The 16803-nt window shown below is 69.8% G+C and carries 15 protein-coding genes; 9 read left to right on the forward strand and 6 right to left on the reverse strand.

Annotated features, from left to right (window positions below; genetic code table 11):
- The 3 genes from PKA16_RS00915 to dnaA form a co-directional block, all read right to left on the reverse strand.
- A partial coding sequence (locus tag PKA16_RS00915; RefSeq protein ID WP_324399463.1) for a DNA gyrase subunit B occupies positions 1–1472 on the reverse strand: 1472 nt, incomplete at its 3' end.
- Positions 1473–1557: 85 nt separating this feature from the next.
- Positions 1558–2688, reverse strand: a complete 1131-nt coding sequence (gene dnaN / locus PKA16_RS00920) for a DNA polymerase III subunit beta (protein WP_324399465.1) — start codon at positions 2686–2688, stop codon at positions 1558–1560.
- 171 nt (positions 2689–2859) lie between these two features.
- Positions 2860–4263: a chromosomal replication initiator protein DnaA gene (dnaA, locus tag PKA16_RS00925; protein ID WP_324399467.1), complete on the reverse strand. Its 1404-nt coding sequence runs from the start codon at positions 4261–4263 to the stop codon at positions 2860–2862.
- A 382-nt stretch (positions 4264–4645) separates the two neighbouring features.
- On the opposite strand from dnaA, the gene rpmH reads away from it, so the two are divergent.
- From rpmH to PKA16_RS00960, 7 genes are all read left to right on the forward strand, one after another.
- Positions 4646–4780: a 50S ribosomal protein L34 gene (gene rpmH, locus PKA16_RS00930; protein WP_028820859.1), complete on the forward strand. Its 135-nt coding sequence runs from the start codon at positions 4646–4648 to the stop codon at positions 4778–4780.
- 65 nt (positions 4781–4845) lie between these two features.
- Positions 4846–5214, forward strand: a complete 369-nt coding sequence (locus tag PKA16_RS00935; RefSeq protein ID WP_324399473.1) for a ribonuclease P protein component — start codon at positions 4846–4848, stop codon at positions 5212–5214.
- Positions 5211–5498, forward strand: coding sequence for a membrane protein insertion efficiency factor YidD (yidD, locus tag PKA16_RS00940; protein ID WP_324399475.1), 288 nt, complete (start codon positions 5211–5213; stop codon positions 5496–5498). Before PKA16_RS00935 ends, yidD begins: the two co-directional genes overlap by 4 nt.
- Positions 5495–7183 carry a membrane protein insertase YidC gene (yidC, locus tag PKA16_RS00945; RefSeq protein ID WP_324399477.1) on the forward strand — a complete coding sequence of 563 codons (1689 nt, stop codon included), beginning with the start codon at positions 5495–5497 and terminating at the stop codon, positions 7181–7183. Before yidD ends, yidC begins: the two co-directional genes overlap by 4 nt.
- Positions 7184–7280: 97 nt before the next feature.
- Positions 7281–8867: an ABC transporter substrate-binding protein gene (locus tag PKA16_RS00950; protein WP_324399479.1), complete on the forward strand. Its 1587-nt coding sequence runs from the start codon at positions 7281–7283 to the stop codon at positions 8865–8867.
- A 497-nt stretch (positions 8868–9364) separates the two neighbouring features.
- Positions 9365–10786, forward strand: coding sequence for a tRNA uridine-5-carboxymethylaminomethyl(34) synthesis GTPase MnmE (gene mnmE, locus PKA16_RS00955; RefSeq protein WP_324399481.1), 1422 nt, complete (start codon positions 9365–9367; stop codon positions 10784–10786).
- A 103-nt stretch (positions 10787–10889) separates the two neighbouring features.
- A complete protein-coding gene (locus PKA16_RS00960; protein WP_324399483.1) occupies positions 10890–11351 on the forward strand; it encodes a hemerythrin domain-containing protein in 462 nt (153 codons plus the stop codon).
- Positions 11352–11383: 32 nt separating this feature from the next.
- On the opposite strand, the gene PKA16_RS00965 is transcribed toward PKA16_RS00960, so the two are convergent.
- Together PKA16_RS00965 and lplT are read right to left on the reverse strand one after the other, a co-directional pair.
- Positions 11384–12247, reverse strand: a complete 864-nt coding sequence (locus PKA16_RS00965) for a DMT family transporter (RefSeq protein WP_324399485.1) — start codon at positions 12245–12247, stop codon at positions 11384–11386.
- Between the two features lie 5 nt (positions 12248–12252).
- Positions 12253–13527 carry a lysophospholipid transporter LplT gene (gene lplT, locus PKA16_RS00970; protein ID WP_324399487.1) on the reverse strand — a complete coding sequence of 425 codons (1275 nt, stop codon included), beginning with the start codon at positions 13525–13527 and terminating at the stop codon, positions 12253–12255.
- Positions 13528–13672: 145 nt separating this feature from the next.
- Here lplT and alr point away from each other — a divergent pair, with 145 nt between their 5' ends.
- Both alr and PKA16_RS00980 read left to right on the forward strand, forming a co-directional pair.
- Positions 13673–14767, forward strand: coding sequence for an alanine racemase (gene alr / locus PKA16_RS00975; RefSeq protein ID WP_324399489.1), 1095 nt, complete (start codon positions 13673–13675; stop codon positions 14765–14767).
- Positions 14764–15594 (forward strand): hypothetical protein, encoded by an 831-nt coding sequence (locus PKA16_RS00980; RefSeq protein WP_324399491.1) that lies wholly within the window; start codon positions 14764–14766, stop codon positions 15592–15594. Before alr ends, PKA16_RS00980 begins: the two co-directional genes overlap by 4 nt.
- 5 nt (positions 15595–15599) lie before the next feature.
- Here PKA16_RS00980 and PKA16_RS00985 read toward each other — a convergent pair whose 3' ends face one another.
- The gene (locus PKA16_RS00985) at positions 15600–16358 is read right to left on the reverse strand and encodes a TSUP family transporter (RefSeq protein ID WP_324399493.1); all 759 of its coding nucleotides are present in this window, start codon (positions 16356–16358) and stop codon (positions 15600–15602) included.
- Positions 16359–16803: the final 445 nt, after the last annotated feature.

Genomic DNA, 16803 nt, shown 5'->3' on the forward strand with positions numbered 1-16803 from the left:
AGGATCTTGCCGCGCAGCGGCAGGATGGCCTGGAACTTGCGGTCGCGCCCCTGCTTGGCGCTGCCGCCGGCGGAGTCGCCCTCGACGATGTAGATCTCGCACAGGGCCGGGTCCTTTTCCTGGCAGTCGGCGAGCTTGCCGGGCAGGCCGAAGCCGTCCAGCACGCCCTTGCGCCGCGTCATCTCGCGCGCCTTGCGCGCGGCCTCGCGCGCGCGCGCGGCCTCGACGATCTTGCCGCAGATGATTTTGGCGTCGTTGGGCCGCTCCTCCAGGAACTCGGTCAGGGTGCGGGCCACGATGTCCTCGACCGGCGCGCGCACCTCGCTGGAGACCAGCTTGTCCTTGGTCTGGCTGCTGAACTTGGGCTCGGGCACCTTGACGCTGAGCACGCACACCAGGCCTTCGCGCAGGTCGTCGCCCGACACGTCGACCTTGGCCTTCTTGGCCAGCTCGTTGTCGGCGATGTACTTGCTGATGACGCGCGTCATGGCCGCGCGCAGGCCCGTCAGGTGGGTGCCGCCGTCGCGCTGCGGGATGTTGTTGGTGAAGCAGATCACCTGCTCGTTGTAGCCGTCGTTCCACTGCATCGCGACCTCGACGCCGATCTCGGTGCCGGGCAGGCCGCCATAGCTCTCGGCCGGGCGCGTACCGCTGGCGTGGAAGGCGTTGGGGTGCAGCACCCTCTTGCTGCCGTTGATGAAGTCGACGAAGCCCTTGACGCCGCCGGCGCCCGAGAAGTCGTCTTCCTTGCCGGTGCGCTCGTCCACCAGGCGGATGCGCACGCCCTTGTTCAGGAAGGACAGCTCGCGCAGGCGCTTGGCCAGGATTTCATAGTGGAAGTCCTGGTTTTCCTGGAAGATCTCGGTGTCGGGCAGGAAGCGCACCTCGGTGCCGCGCTGCGTGGTGTCGCCGGTGATGCGCATCGGCGAGACTTCGACGCCGTTCACGGTCTCGATCAGGCGATCCTGCACCACGCCGCGGCTGAAGTTCAGCTCGTGCTTCTTGCCGTCGCGCCGCACCACCAGGCGCAGCGAGGACGACAGCGCGTTGACGCAGGACACGCCCACGCCGTGCAGGCCGCCCGAAACCTTGTAGCTGTTCTGGTTGAACTTGCCGCCGGCGTGCAGTTCGGTGAGGGCGATCTCGGCCGCCGAGCGCTTGGGCTCGTGCTTGTCGTCCATCTTCACGCCGGTGGGGATGCCGCGGCCGTTGTCGGTGACGCTGATGGAGTTGTCGGAGTGGATGGTGACGACGATGTCGTCGCAGTAGCCGGCCAGCGCCTCGTCGATCGAGTTGTCGACCACCTCGAACACCAGGTGGTGCAGGCCGGTGCCATCGCTGGTGTCGCCGATGTACATGCCGGGCCGCTTGCGCACCGCCTCCAGGCCTTCGAGGATCTGGATCGCCCCCTCGCCGTAGCCGCCGGGAGCCCCGGCGCGCGGCGTTTCGGGAGTCGGATTGGGTTCGGTCATCGATTCACTTTCCATCTATTGAAGCTCAAAACCCGCCGTCAGGGGCGGGTTTGATGCATGGCACGCTCCTGGAACAGGGGCGATGTCAGATGCGCATCGGCATCACCACGTACTTGAAGTCGGGGTTTTCCGGGAGCGTCACCAGGGCCGAGCTGTTGCTGTCCTGCAGCTCGATGCGCACCATGTCGGCCTGGCTCATGTTGGACAGCGCGTCGATCAGGTAGGTGACGTTGAAGCCGATCTCGATCGCGTCGCCCTCGTAATCGATGTCGAGCTCGTCGACGGCTTCTTCCTGCTCGCTGTTGCTCGAGGCGATCTGCAGCGTGCCGGGCTCGAAGTTCAGGCGCACGCCCTTGAACTTCTCGCTCGTCAGGATGGCGGTGCGCTGCAGGCTGGCCAGCAGCGGCGCGCGTCCCAGGGTGAGCTGGTTGCGGTGGTTCTTCGGGATCACGCGGTTGTAGTCGGGGAACTTGCCCTCCACCAGCTTGGTGACGAACTCGATGCCGCCGAAGCTGAACTTGGCCTGGTTGCTGGCGAACTGCAACTCGATCATCGGCGCCGCCTGCCCCTCCGGCGCAGCCGCGTCCGACAGCAGGCGCTGCAACTCGAGCACCGTCTTGCGCGGCAGGATCACCTCCTGCTTGGGCACCTCGATGTCCAGCGTCGCGCTGGCGAAGGCCAGGCGGTGGCCGTCGGTGGCGACCAGCGAGAGCTGCCGGCCCTCGGCCACGAACAGGATGCCGTTCAGGTAATAACGGATGTCGTGCACCGCCATGGCGAAGGCGACCTGGTCGAGCAGCTGCTTGAGCGTGCGCTCGGGTACCTGGAAGGCCGGCCCGAAGCTGGGGGCCTCCTGCACCAGCGGGAAGTCCTCGGCCGGCAGGGTCTGCAGCGTGAACTTGCTCTTGCCGCTCTTGAGCACCAGCTTGGACTGCTGCGACTCCAGGCTGACGGTCTGCGTCGGCGCGATGGTGCGCAGGATGTCGATCAGCTTGCGCGCGCCCACCGTGGTGGCAAAGCTGCCGCTGTCGCCGCCCAGTTCGGCGCTGGTGCGGATCTGGATTTCCAGGTCGCTGGTGGTGAACTGCAGCGTGCTGCCGTTCTTCCTCAGCAGCACGTTGGCCAGCACCGGCAGGGTGTGGCGCCGCTCGACGATGCCCGACACGGACTGAAGCGCAGCCAGCAGCTTGTCTTGGGTGGTCTTCAGGACGATCATGTCTTCCTCTTGGTCTTCTGGGCCGAATGAATGGGGCGGCGGCGCGCACCGCGGACACCCGTTCCGCGCGCGCGGTCAGGGCGTGGCAAATCGCCTATTGTCGCTGCTTTTTCCAGCCGGTCGCCAGGCTGGCGGGGGACGCGTGCCATCCGCCTGGATCCGGATCCGGGATCAACCCTTGAGCGTCTGCTCCAGCAGGTGCAGCTGCTGGTTCAGCTCGGTCAGCTGCTGGCGCTCGCCGGCGATCTTGCGCACCGCGTGCAGCACGGTGGTGTGGTCGCGCCCGCCGAACAGCTCGCCGATCTCGGGCAGGCTCTTCTGCGTCAGCTCCTTGGCCAGGTACATGGCGATCTGGCGCGGGCGGGCGATGCTGGCCGGGCGCTTCTTGCTGTACATGTCGGCGACCTTGATCTTGTAGTAGTCGGCCACCGTCTTCTGGATGCTCTCGACGCTGATCTGGCGGTTCTGGATGGAGAGCAGGTCGCGCAGCGCCTCGCGCGCCAGCTGGATCGAGATCTCGCGCTGGTTGAAGCGCGAATAGGCCAGGATCTTGCGCAGCGCGCCCTCCAGCTCGCGCACGTTGGAGCGCACGTTCTTGGCGACGAAGAAGGCCACCTCCTCGGGCATGGTGCTGCCCTCGGCCTGCGCCTTGTTGATCAGGATCGCGACGCGCATCTCCAGCTCGGGCGGCTCGATCGCCACCGTCAGGCCCGAGTCGAAGCGCGACACCAGGCGCTCGTGGATGTCGGTCAGGCCCTTGGGATAGGTGTCGCTGGTCATCACGATGTGCGACTTCTTGGCCAGCAGCGCCTCGAAGGCATTGAAGAATTCCTCCTGCGTGCGGTCCTTGTTGGCGAAGAACTGCACGTCGTCGATCAGCAGCAGGTCGAGCGAGTGGTAGCGCTCCTTGAATTCGTCGAAGGTCTTGCGCTGGTAGGCCTTGACCACATCCGAGACGAACTGCTCGGCGTGGATGTAGAGAACCCGCGCGTCCGGGTGGTCCGCCAGCAGCCGGTTGCCCACGGCGTGCATCAGGTGCGTCTTGCCCAGGCCGACGCCGCCGTAGATGAACAGCGGGTTGTAGAGCTGGCCCGGCGCGCTCGCCACGTGCAGCGCGGCGGCGCGCGCCATGCGATTGGCCGAGCCCTCGACCAGAGTGTCGAAGGACAGGGCGCTGTTCAGTCGGTTGCGTGGCATGGCCGTCGGGGATGCGACCCGGGTGGGTGCCGGCGGGACCGGCGCGGCGCTGGCCGGGGCGGGTTCTGGCGCCGACTCTGCGACCGCCAAGGGCGGCCTGAATCCAGTGCTGGAGGGAGTTTCCCTGGGTGCGAGCACTAACTCCAGATGGACCGGCTCGCCGTGGATCTGCTCCAGCACGCGGGCAATGCGGTTGGCGTACTGCGCGCGCACCCAGTCCAGCTTGAACCGGTTGGCCACCGCCAGCGTCAGTTGCCCGGCAGGGTCATCGGCGTGCGCCGTGAGCGGCTTGATCCAGGTGTTGAACTGCTGTTCGGGCAATTCGCGCGCCAGCGATTCAAGGCAATTCGACCACAGGTTGGGATGGACTTCGGGCATCGGGAGGAAGGGCTGCACGGCTGCGGGTGGAACCCGGCGCGCGCTGTGGATAAATGGCAACGCCAGCGGCCGCCCATTGTAGTGAACCGGGGAGTTGTCCACAAGCGCAATCGCACGCGCGCGGACGCGCGCCGGAGCGGCGGATCGCGCCCGCCCGGGCCGTCATCCGGCAGCTTCTTGGCGCGGACGCCGCGATTTGCGATAATCGGGAGTTTTCCTTCTTTGGGCTGGGCCACGGCCGCCACGCGAGGACGCCGGGATTGCCGGCGCCGGGGTCTGGGTATCAGGCCGCGAGGAGGCCGCGACGCCGCGGCGCGGCGCCGGTGGCACGCCGGACCCGAAAGACCCCCCTTGATCCAGATTCACCGACGGGACCACGACCATGAAACGTACCTACCAGCCTTCCAAGACGCGCCGTGCTCGCACGCACGGGTTTCTGGTGCGCATGAAGACGCGCGGCGGCCGCGCCGTCATCAACGCACGCCGCGCCAAGGGCCGCAAGCGCCTGGCCGCCTGAACCCCGCCTGCGCGCAGCCGATGGCCGGGTGCCGGTGGCGACGCCGTGATGCCGCTTTGAGCGCCATGCAGCGCTTGCGCACGCGCGCGCAGTTCCAGGCCCTGCTGGCCGAGCGGCCGGTGGCGCGCACCCCGCACTTTGCCTGGCACCGGTTGCAGGAACCGGTGCCGGCGGACGGGTCGACGGCGTCGCAGGGCCCCTGGCTGGGCGCGCTGGTGCCCAAGCGCTGGGCGCGGCGCGCGGTGACGCGCAACGCCATCCGACGGCAAGTGCATGCGCTGGGGGCAGCCCGGCTGGCGGCGCTGCCGGGCGCCCACCTGATTCGCCTGCGCGCCGCCTTCCCGGTCGACGCCTTCCCGAGCGCCAGCTCGCGCGCGCTGAAGCGCGCCGTGCGCGCCGAGCTGGAGCAGCTGCTGGCGCAGGCCCGGCCATGATGCAGCGCCTGCTGATCACCCTGGTGCGCGGCTACCGGCTGCTGCTGTCGCCGTGGCTGGGCTCGGCCTGCCGCTTCGAGCCGACCTGCTCGCGCTACGCACTGGAGGCGCTGGAGCGCCACGGCGCGGCGGCGGGCAGCTATCTCGCCGTGCGCCGCCTGGCGCGCTGCCACCCCTGGTGCGCGGGCGGCCTCGATCCGGTGCCTGACGCGGCGCCTGGCCTGTTCTCCCGGCTGCCTGGCGTGAACCGCGTGCCCGGCCGCTCCCCCTCCGATCCGACATGAACGACATCCGCCGCACCATCCTCTGGGTGATCTTCGCCTTTTCCCTGATCATGCTCTGGGATCAGTGGCAGGTGCACAACGGGCGCTCGGCCACCTTCTTTCCGCGCTCCACCCCGGTCGCGACCGCCGAGGCGCCGGCAGGCGGCCAGGCTGCCGGCGCGCCGGCCACGACGGCGCCCAGCATGCCGACCGCCACGGCGGCAACCAGCCCGCAGGCGGTGCCCGAAGGCGCGCTCACCATGCCGCGCGAACGCATCGAGGTGCGCACCGACGTGCTCAAGCTGGTGTTCGACACCGAGGGTGGCGCGGTGATCCGCAGCGAGTTCCTGAAGTACCCCGAGCAGGGCCAGTCGGACCAGCCGGTGGTGCTGCTCGACACCAGTCCCGAGCACGTCTACCAGGCGCAGTCGGGCCTGATCGGCGGCGCGTTCCCGAACCACAAGACGCCCATGACGTTCCAGGGCGAGCGCCAGTTGCCCGACGGGGCCGACCAGCTGGTGCTGCGCTTCGAATCGGCCGACGTGGGTGGGCTGCGCCTGGTCAAGACCTATACGCTGCACCGCGGCTCCTACGTGATGGACGTCGCGCACGAGGTGATCAACGCCAGCGGCGCGCCGCTGCAGCCCAAGCTCTACCTGCAGCTGGTGCGCGACGACAGCAGCGCGCCCGGCGCCACCAGCTTCTATTCCACCTTCACCGGACCGGCTTTCTATACCGAGGAGAAGCGCTACCAGAAGGTGGACTTCAAGGACATCGCCAAGGACAAGGCCGAATTCGTGCGCGAGGCGCCGGACGGCTACGTGGCGATGGTGCAGCACTACTTCGCCAGCGCCTGGCTGCTGGGCTCGGGCATCGAGCGCGAGAACTTCGCGCGCAAGGCGGGCGGCAACCTGTACGCGGCCGGCATGATCACGTCGGTGGCCAGCCTGGCCCCGGGCGCCAGCGCCACGGTGGCGACGCGCCTGTTCGTCGGCCCGCAGGAGGAGAAGATGCTCGAGGGCATCGCGCCCGGGCTGGAACTGGTCAAGGACTACGGCTGGTTCACCATCCTCGCCAAGCCGCTGTACTGGCTGCTCGACCAGCTCGAGCACGTGATCGGCAACTGGGGCTGGTCGATCGTGGCCCTGGTGGTGCTGCTCAAGCTCGCCTTCTACTGGCTGAATGCCAAGGCCTACGCCAGCATGGCCAAGATGAAGGCGCTGAATCCCAAGATCACCGCCATGCGCGAGCGGCTGAAGGACAAGCCGCAGCAGATGCAGCAGGAGATGATGCGCATGTACCGCGAGGAGAAGGTCAACCCGATGGGGGGCTGCCTGCCGATCGCGGTCCAGATCCCGGTCTTCATCGCGCTCTACTGGGTGCTGCTGTCCAGCGTCGAGATGCGCGGCGCGCCCTGGATCGGCTGGATCCACGACCTGTCGGCGCGCGACCCCTATTTCATCCTGCCGATCGCGATGACGCTGACGACGCTGCTGCAGACCTCGCTCAACCCGCTGCCGCCGGACCCGATGCAGGCCAAGATGATGTGGCTGATGCCGCTGGTGTTCAGCGTCATGTTCTTCTTCTTCCCGGCCGGCCTGGTGCTCTACTGGATCACCAACAACATCCTGTCGATCGCCCAGCAGTGGGTGATCAACACGCGCATGGGCGTGCCGCCCAAGTTCCACTTGCCGAAGTTCTCCTGAGCCCCGGGCCTGCACCGGCGCCGCGGGCCGCCTCGGGGCGGCCCGCCTGCTTGTGTACCATGGTCGTTCTCGATCCATCCACAACCGAAGGAGACCCATGAGACACACGCTGCCCAAGCTGGGACTGATCGCCGCCTGCGCGCTGGCCCTGCTGCAACCGGTGGGGGCGGCCACGCTGCGCGTGGCCGGCGCCAACGACATCCTGACCTTCGATCCGCACGCGCAGAACCACCAGACCACGCTGACCTACCAGCAGATGGTGTACGAGGCGTTGGTGCGCTACAACGACAAGTACGACGTCGAGCCGGCGCTGGCCACCAAGTGGACCTTCATCTCGCCGACCCAGTTGCGCTTCGAGCTGCGCCCGGGAGTCAAGTTTCACGATGGCGCGCCGCTGACGGCGGACGACGTGGTGTTCTCCATCACCCGCGCCATGACGCCGCCGTCCAACATGACGGCCTACGTGCAGAGCGTCAAGGAAGCGCAGAAGGTCGACGACCACACGGTCGACCTGATCCTCAAGGGCCCCAGCCCGACGGTGCTGCGCGAGCTGACCGACGCGCGCATCATGAACAAGGCCTGGGCCGAGAAGAACAAGACCACCACGGCGCAGAACTTCGGCGCCAAGGAGGAGAACTACGCCTCGCGCAACGCCAACGGCACCGGCCCCTTCATGCTGGTGGCCTGGCAGCCCGACACCAAGACCACGCTGAAGGCAAACCCGACCTGGTGGGACCAGCCCAAGGGCAACGTCGACGAGGTGGTGTTCACGCCCATCACCAGCGCCGCCACGCGTTCGGCGGCACTGATCTCGGGCCAGGTCGACGTGGTGGTCGACCCGCCGGTGCAGGACCTCGAGCGCATCAAGCGCGATCCCAACATCACGGTGGTCGAGGGGCCGGAGAACCGCACCATCTTCCTGGGCTTCGACCAGGCGCGCGACCAGCTGCTGTACGGCAGCGTGAAGGACAAGAACCCGCTGAAGGACAAGCGCGTGCGCCAGGCGCTCTACCAGGCGGTGGATCTCGACACCATCGAGCGCAACGTGATGCGTGGCCTGGGCAAGCCCACCGGCACCATGATCGCCGACATGGTCAACGGCTGGACGCCGGAGCTGGGCGCGCGGGCATCCAAGTACGATCCCGAGGCGGCGAAGAAGCTGCTGGCCGAGGCCGGCTACCCGAACGGCTTCGAGGTCCAGCTCGACTGCCCGAATGATCGCTACGTCAACGACGAGCAGATCTGCCAGGCCATCACCGCGATGTGGACCAAGGTCGGCGTCAAGACCAAGCTGCAGCTCAACCCGATGTCGATCCACGCGCTCAAGTATCCCAAGCGCGACACCAGCATCTTCATGCTGGGCTGGGGCGTGGCGACCTTCGACGCGCTGTACTCGCTCGACTCGCTGATCAGCACGCCCGACCCGAAGGGGGGCGCGGCCGGCAACTTCAACGCCGGCGCCTACAGCAACCCCAAGGTGGACGCGCTGATCCAGCAGATCAAGACCGAGATGGATGACGCCAAGCGCACGGCCATGATCCACGAGGCGCTGCAGATCGTGAAGGACGACTACGGCTTCCTGCCGCTGCACGACCAGATCCGGCCCTGGGCCATGCGCAAGGGCGTGAGCACGCCGCATCGCGCCGACGACCGCCTGCAGGCGATCTGGACGACCATCAAGTGACACCCCCTGTGTCGCTGCGCTCCATCCCCCTGTAAGGGGGACGCACAAGGCCTGACCAAGCAGGGCAATCGACCGCGCGCCGCAGTCTGCGCCGGCGCAGGACAAGGCGCGTGCCGCAGCCAATGCTGGAGGCCTTGGCAAGGCGCGCAACGCCGTCATGCGTCGGCTCAGGCTGCGGCCCTTCGGGTGAGTGCCTGGCCCGGCCGCCCTCGTCGTTGCCGTGCTCGCCGGGTGTTCAACCCGGCTGCGCCCGCCGCCTCGATGACAGCCGGGCCAAGCGCTCACGCGCAGCCGATTGCCCTGCTTGGTCAGGCTCGGCCCAGGGGAACCCTGGTCACGGGTGCACTGGCATGGCCTGCTCCGCGGCCTTTGGAAGGGGTGTCGTTTCATGCGATTCGATTCGAGTGACGCGTAGCGACATCGACAACTGATGCCGGCGTGACGGAGCCCGTCCGGGCCAGGCCGCGCTGGCATCTGGCCGGGCTACCATTGCGCGCATGCTGCGCCCGCCTGCCACACCCGCGCGCGACCCCATCGTCGCCATTGCCACCGCGCCCGGTCGCGGCGCGGTCGGCATCGTGCGCGTCTCCGGCGCCGACCTGGCGCCGCTGGCGCATGCGCTCACGGGGCGCCTGCCGACGCCCCGCCAGGCCCACTACGGGCCGTTCCTGGAGGCCGACGGCAGCGCCATCGACCATGGGCTGCTGCTGTATTTCCCGGCGCCGCGCTCCTACACCGGCGAGGACGTGCTGGAACTGCAGGCGCACGGTGGTCCGGTGGTGCTGCAACTGCTGCTGGCGCGCTGCCTGCAGGCCGCGGGCGAAATCGACCCTGAGCGCGGCACGCCGCGCCTGCCGCGCCTGCGCCTGGCGCGGCCGGGCGAATTCACCGAACGCGCCTTCCTGAACGACAAGCTCGACCTGGCGCAGGCCGAGGCGGTGATGGACCTGATCGACGCCAGCACGGAAGCCGCCGCGCGTTCGGCCAGTCGCTCGCTGGCCGGCGCCTTCTCGCGCGAGATCCACGCCCTGCGCGACGCCCTGGTGGAGCTGCGCATGCTGGTGGAGGCCACGCTCGACTTTCCGGAGGAAGAGATCGACGTGCTGGCCGCGCACGACGTGCGCGGGCGCCTGGCCCGCCTGCAGCAGCAGCTCCAGGCACTGTGCGCGCGGGCACGTCAGGGCGCGCTGCTGCGCGAGGGCATCCAGGTCGTGATCGCCGGCCAGCCCAATGCCGGCAAGAGCAGCCTGCTGAATGCCCTGGCCGGGGCCGAACTGGCCATCGTCACGCCGGTGGCCGGCACCACGCGCGACGTCGTGCGCCAGACCATCCAGATCGAGGGCGTGCCGCTGCACGTGATCGACACCGCCGGCCTGCGCGAGGCCGGCGACGAGGTCGAGCGCATCGGCATCGAGCGCGCCTGGAGCCACATCGAGGACGCCGACGCCGTGCTCTGGCTGCACGACCTGACGCGCCAGGACGCGGCCGGCTACGCCCGCGCCGAGGAAGCGATCGCGCGCAGCCTGGCCGAGCGCCTGCCCGCCGGCGTGCCGGTGCTGCACCTCTGGAACAAGCACGATCTGGCGCCCGATGCCGTGGTGCCGCCCGATGGCCTGGCGCTGTCGGCGCGCACCGGCGCCGGCCTGGAGGCCCTGCGCCAGCGCCTGCTCGATCTGGCGGGCTGGCAGGGCGGCAGCGGCGAAGGCCTGTTCATCGCGCGCGCGCGCCATCTGCAGGCGCTGGCGCGCGCGGGCGCGCACCTGCAGGACGCCGCCGCGCACCTGCACGCCGAGCCGGCGCTCGACCTGCTGGCCGAGGAACTGCGCCTGGCGCAGCACGCGCTGGGCGAGATCACCGGCGAGTTCAGCGCCGACGACCTGCTGGGCGTGATCTTCGCGCGCTTCTGCATCGGGAAGTAGAGGCCGCGATCGCCCTGCTCGCGACCGGCCTTTGCACTCCTGTGCTACGTTGCGGCCAGCGCCCCGCTGGGAGGGCGCACCTGTTCTGCCTGGAGCCTGCCGGATGACCGACGCCACCCCCGCGCAATTGCTGGAAGACCAACACCGCCGCATCGACCGCGGCATCAAGGGCATCTTCGACGGCAGCGGCGGACTGGCCGAGCTGGCCGAGGCGCTGGAGCTGCTGCGGCTGCACATCCACACCGAGGAGGCGGTGCTGTTTCCGCCGCTGGAGGCGGAGGGCCTGACCATGCCGGTGTTCGTGATGCAGCGCGAGCACGGCCTGATGTGGCCGCTGCTGGAGCAGCTCAGGGCGGCCTGCGCCGCCAGCAGCGCGCCCGAGTCGCTGCAGGACGATTGCCGCGAGCTGTTCAAGCAGTTGCAGATCCACAACCCGAAGGAAGAGCAGATCCTCTACACCGCGGCCGACCGGCTGGCCGAGGAGCAGGGCAGCGACGCGCTGGCACGCGCGTTGGCGGCCGACCAGGTGCCACCTGGCTGGGCCTGCGCGCGCGCGCCGAAGTAGGGGGCGCGCGCAGCGCCATCGGGGGTCGATCTCTACCCGCGCCGCACCGCCAGCGCCGCCGCCAGCACGATCAGCCCGCCGCCCAGCCACACCACCGGCGTCGGGTGTGCGGCGCCGAGCAGCGACGACGAGAGGGTGGCGATCAGCACCTCGGTCAGCATGATGAGGGCGGTCACGGCGGCGCGCAGGCGCGCGGCGCCGTATTGCAGCGCCAGGTTGCCCGCGACGAAGGCCGCCCCGACGCCCAGCACCCAGGGCAGCCAGGCCGGCTGCAGGCCGGGCCAGGGGCCGCCGGCGCCGCTGAAGGCCAGCGCCGTGGCCACCGTCAGGCCGCCCAGGAACATCGACAGCACGCGGCCTTCCTCGGGCGTGTCGCGCCAGCGGCGCACCAGGATGTTGGTGACGGCGAAGCAGAAGCCTCCCGCGAGCGCAAGGAAGTCCGCGAGTTCGCGCGGCAGCGGCCAGGCCGTGCCCGGACGATGCAGCACCAGCAGCACGCCGCCCAAGGCCAGCACCACGCGCAGCAGTGCCATCGGCGTAGGCCGCTCGTTCAGCAGGGGCCAGGCCAGGGCGATCGACCACACCGGCATCATGTAGAAGAGCAGGGTCACGCGCACCACGTCGCCCGCCGTGATGGCCCAGTTGAAGCACACGTTGGTCAGGCCAGCGGCCAGCGCCAGGCCCAGCAGATGCGGCTGGCGCGCGAGGTGGCGCAGGCTGCGCGGGCGCCACAGCAGCAGGCCGGCGAGCGCGGCCAGGTAGATCAGCGCCGTCGCCCACAGCGGGTGCAGGCCGAGCTGCTGCAGCGCCTTGAACGGCAGCCACACCAGGCCCCAGACCGTGGCGTTGAACAGCAGGGCCAGCGCCGGCAGCGCTGGGCGGGCGGACGTGTCCATGGAAGTCAGCGGTGCAGTCGGTCGCTGCGCGCGATTTCCAGCAGGCGTTCGAGGTCGCCGGCGTAGCGCCGGTGGTTGCTGCGGTGCCACAGGGCGATCAGCGCCATCACGGCGACCACCACCGCGCCGAACAGGACGATGGCGCCGAACGCCGGCAGGCCCGCGCCGGTGGCGCCGCTGTAGAGCGCCCCCAGGGCCAGGATGCAGCTCTGCTCGTTGAAGTTCTGCACCGCGATCGAGCGGCCGGCGCCCATCAGGTTGTAGCCGCGGTGCTGCAGCAGCGCATTCATCGGCACCACGATGTAGCCGCCCAGGGCACCCAGCAGGATCAGGAACGGCACGGCCACCCACAACTCGCGCACCAGCACCATCGCCATCACCAGTGCGCCCATCAGCAGGCCGAGCGGGATGACCGCGGTGGCGCGATCCAGGCGCACCCGCATCGAGGCCGCCACTGCCCCGGCGGCCGTGCCCAGCGCCACCACGCCCACCAGGTTGGCGGCGTCGGTGGTGCCATAGCCCAGCGCCACCGCGGCCCAGGCGAGCACGATGTAGCGCATGTTGCCGGATACGCCCCAGAACAGCGTGGTGGTGGCCAGCGCGATCTGGCCCAGCAGATCCCGCCACAGGCGCCGGTTGCAGCGCCAGAAGTCGGGCAGCAGCAGCCACATGGCGCGCCGCGGCAGGCGCCGCATCTTCACCCCGGTGCGCGGGATCCACAGGTTGATGATGGCGGCGATGCCGTACACCAGCGCGACCGCCGCGATCGCCGCTTCGGCGGGCGTGCGGATGCCCGGCACGCCCAGGGCCAGCAGGCCGGGCGCCAGGTCGGGCCCCACCAGCTGGCCACCCAGCAGCACGCCCAGGATGATCGAGGCGATGGTCAGGCCCTCGATCCAGCCGTTGGCCTTGACCAGCATCGACGGCGGCAGCAGTTCGGTCAGGATGCCGTACTTGGCGGGCGAATAGGCCGCGGCTCCGAGGCCGACGATGGCGTAGGCGAGCAGCGGGTGGCCCCCGAACAGCATCAGGGCGCAGCCGGCGATCTTGATCGCGTTGCTGAGAAACATGACCCAGCCCTTGGGTCGCGAGTCGGCGAAGGCGCCGACCCAGGGCGCCAGCACGACGTAGAACAGCGCGAACATCGGCACCAGGGCGGCGTGTTGCCACTCCGCCGTGCCGCCGGCACGCAGCAACTCCACCGCAGCGACGAACAGGGCGTTGTCGGCCAGCGAGCTGAAGAACTGCGCGGCCATGATGGTATAGAAGCCGCGCTTCATGGAGCGTGAGCCAACGACGACTGCCGTGATGCAACAAGATGAGCGAAGTCGCAGGCGTTATAGCACGCAGCCCAGGGGCCGCCGCGGGTGCGTTGCCCTGTAGGGATGCCAGAATGGGCGCTCCCTTGCTCCTGCCCGTCCTGCCATGCCGCGCCCCATCCAGGCCACCATCCACACGGCCGCGTTGCGCCACAACCTGGCGCGCCTGTGCGCAGCGGCACCGGGCGCGCGCCTCTGGGCCGTGGTCAAGGCCAACGCCTACGGCCATGGCATCGAGCGCGCCTACGAGGGCCTGCGCGGGGCCGACGGCTTCGCCCTGCTCGACCTGGCCGAGGCGGAGCGGGTGCGCGCCCTCGGCTGGCGCGGGCCGATCCTGCTGCTGGAAGGCGCGTTCGAGCCGCGCGACCTGGAGACCTGCTCGCGCCTTGCGCTGTGGCACACGGTGCATTGCGACGCACAGGTCGACTGGCTCGCGCTGCACAAGACGCACGTGCCGCACCATGTGTTCCTCAAGCTCAATTCCGGCATGAACCGGCTCGGCTTCGCACCCGCGCGCTACCGCGCGGTCCATGCCCGCCTGCAGGCATTGCCGCAGGTGGCCGAGATCACCCACATGACGCACTTCGCCGACGCCGATGGCGCGCGCGGCATCGCGGCGCAATGGGCGGTGTTCCAGCGGGTCACCGAGGGCCTGGCGGGCGAGCGCAGCGTCTGCAACAGCGCGGCCACCCTGCGCCACGGCCAGGATGCGAGCGTGCGCGCCGACTGGGTGCGCCCCGGCGTCGCCGCCTATGGTGGATCGCCCGACCATCCACTGCACAGCGCGGCCGACTGGGGGCTGCAGCCGGCCATGAGCCTGAATGCCGGCTTGATCGCGCTGGGCACGCTGGACGCCGGGCAGAGCATCGGCTATGGCTCCACCTTCACGGCGGAGCGTCCGCTGCGCTATGGCGTCGTCGCCTGTGGCTACGCCGATGGCTATCCGCGCCACGCCGGCACCGGCACGCCGGTGCTGGTGGACGGCGTGCGCACGCGCACGCTCGGACGCGTCAGCATGGACATGCTGGCGGTCGACCTCGAGGCGCTGCCGCAGGCGCGGCTCGGCAGCGAGGTCACGCTGTGGGGGCACTCCAGCAGCGGCGCCGTGCTGCCGATCGACGAGGTGGCGCAGGCCGCGGGCACCATCGGCTACGAGCTGATGTGCGCTCTGGCGCCGCGCGTGCCGGTGGTCGTGGCGTGAACGGCAGCACCGAGGCGCGCGCGGCTCGGCGCCGGCGCGCGGCCCGCCGTTCCAGCTTCCGCAGCGTGCGCGTGCTGGAGGGCGAACTGGTGCGCCAGTTGCGCTCGCGCCGCAGCCTGTGGCTGCACGGCTGGCTCATGGGCCTGCTCACCCTGCTCGCGACCTGGGCCGTATCCACCCTGCTGATGCGCTGGGGCGTGTCCTCGCTGGCGCTGCGCTACGCCCTGGCCCTGGGTGCCGGCTATCTCGTCTACCTGGGCCTGCTGCGCCTGTGGGCCGGCGTGCTGCTGCAGCCGGACGAGCGGCGCGACGCTGCCAATCCCGACATCGATCCGGGCTGGAGCGGTGGCGGCGAACCGGGATGCGCGGACGATCTCCTTGCGAGCGGCGGCGGGGGCGACTTCGGCGGCGGCGGTGCCAGCGGCGCCTTCGAGGCCCTGGCCGACGGCGCCACGCTGGGCGACGCCGCCTCGGGCACGCTCGACGTGGCCGCCAGCGCCGACGAGGGCGCGGTGGTGGTGATCCCGGTGCTGGCCGTATTCGGGCTGGTGCTGGCGGCGCTGCTCGGTGCCGGCTCGCTGCTGCTGCTCTACTTCGGCTCCGAGGCCCTGTTGGCGGTGGCGCTGGAAGTGGCTTTCTCGTGGACCGCGGCGCGCACCGTGGTGCGGGTCGAGCGCGAGGGCTGGCTGGCCGCCGCCCTGCGCCTGACCTGGAAGCCCCTGCTCGGCGCGCTGCTGGCCGCCGTCGTGCTGGGCGGCCTGCTCGACCTGCTGCTGCCGCAGGCGCATTCGCTGCCGGCCGCCATCGCTGCCTGGCGCGCGCGCTGAAGCGCTCAGCGCAGGAAGGCGTCCCAGCCGGTCTTCAGGATCAGCGCACCGACGACCACGATGAACACCCCGCGCACGAAGCCCGCGCCGTGCTTGAGTGCCAGGCGCGTGCCGACCAGGCTGCCCGCCACGTTGGCGACGGCCAGCACGGCGCCGACCTGCCACCACACGTGGCCCTTGGCGGCGAACAGGGCGATCGCGGCGACATTGGTCGCCACGTTCAGCAGCTTGGCGGCGGCCGAGGCGTTGAGGAAGTCGTAGCCCAGCAGGCGCACGAACAGGAAGATGTAGAAACTGCCGGTGCCGGGGCCGAAGAAGCCGTCGTACCAGCCGATCACGCCGCCGATGGCGCAGGCCAGCCAGATCTCGCGCCGGCCGGTGTGGCGTGGCGCATGCACGCGCCCGAGGTCCTTGCGCGCCAGCGTGTAGAGCAGCACCGCCAGCAGGATCAGCGGCAGCAGCTTGCGCAGGAAGTCGGGGTCGATCACGGTGACGACCCAGGCACCGAAGAACGAGCCGACCAGCGCCGCCAGTGCCGCGGGGCCGAGCACGCGCCAGCGCAGCTGCACGCGCCGTGCGTACTGCACCGTGGCGATGCTGGTGCCCCAGACCGAGGCGCTCTTGTTGGTGCCGAACAGGGTGGCCGGCGCGGCGGCAGGGTAGGTCGCGAACAGGGCAGGCACCAGGATCAGGCCGCCGCCGCCGACGATCGAGTCCACCAGCCCGGCCAGCAGCGAAGCCGCGGCGACGATCAGCAGGTCCATGCGCGTTGTTGTTGTCGTTGTTGGTCCAGGGTGTCACGCTGCCAGCCACTGGTGGCGAGCCGCCAAGAAGCCATCGGCCTTGTTGCGCGGCCCCGGCGTGGGTCCACCGTACCGGTGAACTGCGCCTTGTCGCCAACCCTTGCCGGCTTCCATGAGTGCCTGGCAGCGCAAGACATTGCGCCAGGCGCTATGCGGATGATAGCGAAGAGCGCGATGTCCCGGATGCGCCGGGCGTAGCGCCGTTCGATGCGACGGGCAATGAAAAGGGCGCCTGCAGCAGGCGCCCCGGAACCATGTCTTGCATGGATGCGGATGGTGCTTGTGCCATCCGGTCTGGTGTCTTGTTGTCGATCGCAGCTTGCAGTCGGTCTCCTCGGCCCCTTGTGCGCGTCCATCTGCGCGGCACCGATGGGTGAAATGTAACCGCACACCACGGGTACGCCCA

The sequence above is a fragment of the Ottowia sp. genome, from assembly GCF_035325765.1.
In the GTDB taxonomy this organism is placed as follows: Bacteria; Pseudomonadota; Gammaproteobacteria; order Burkholderiales; family Burkholderiaceae_C; genus Ottowia.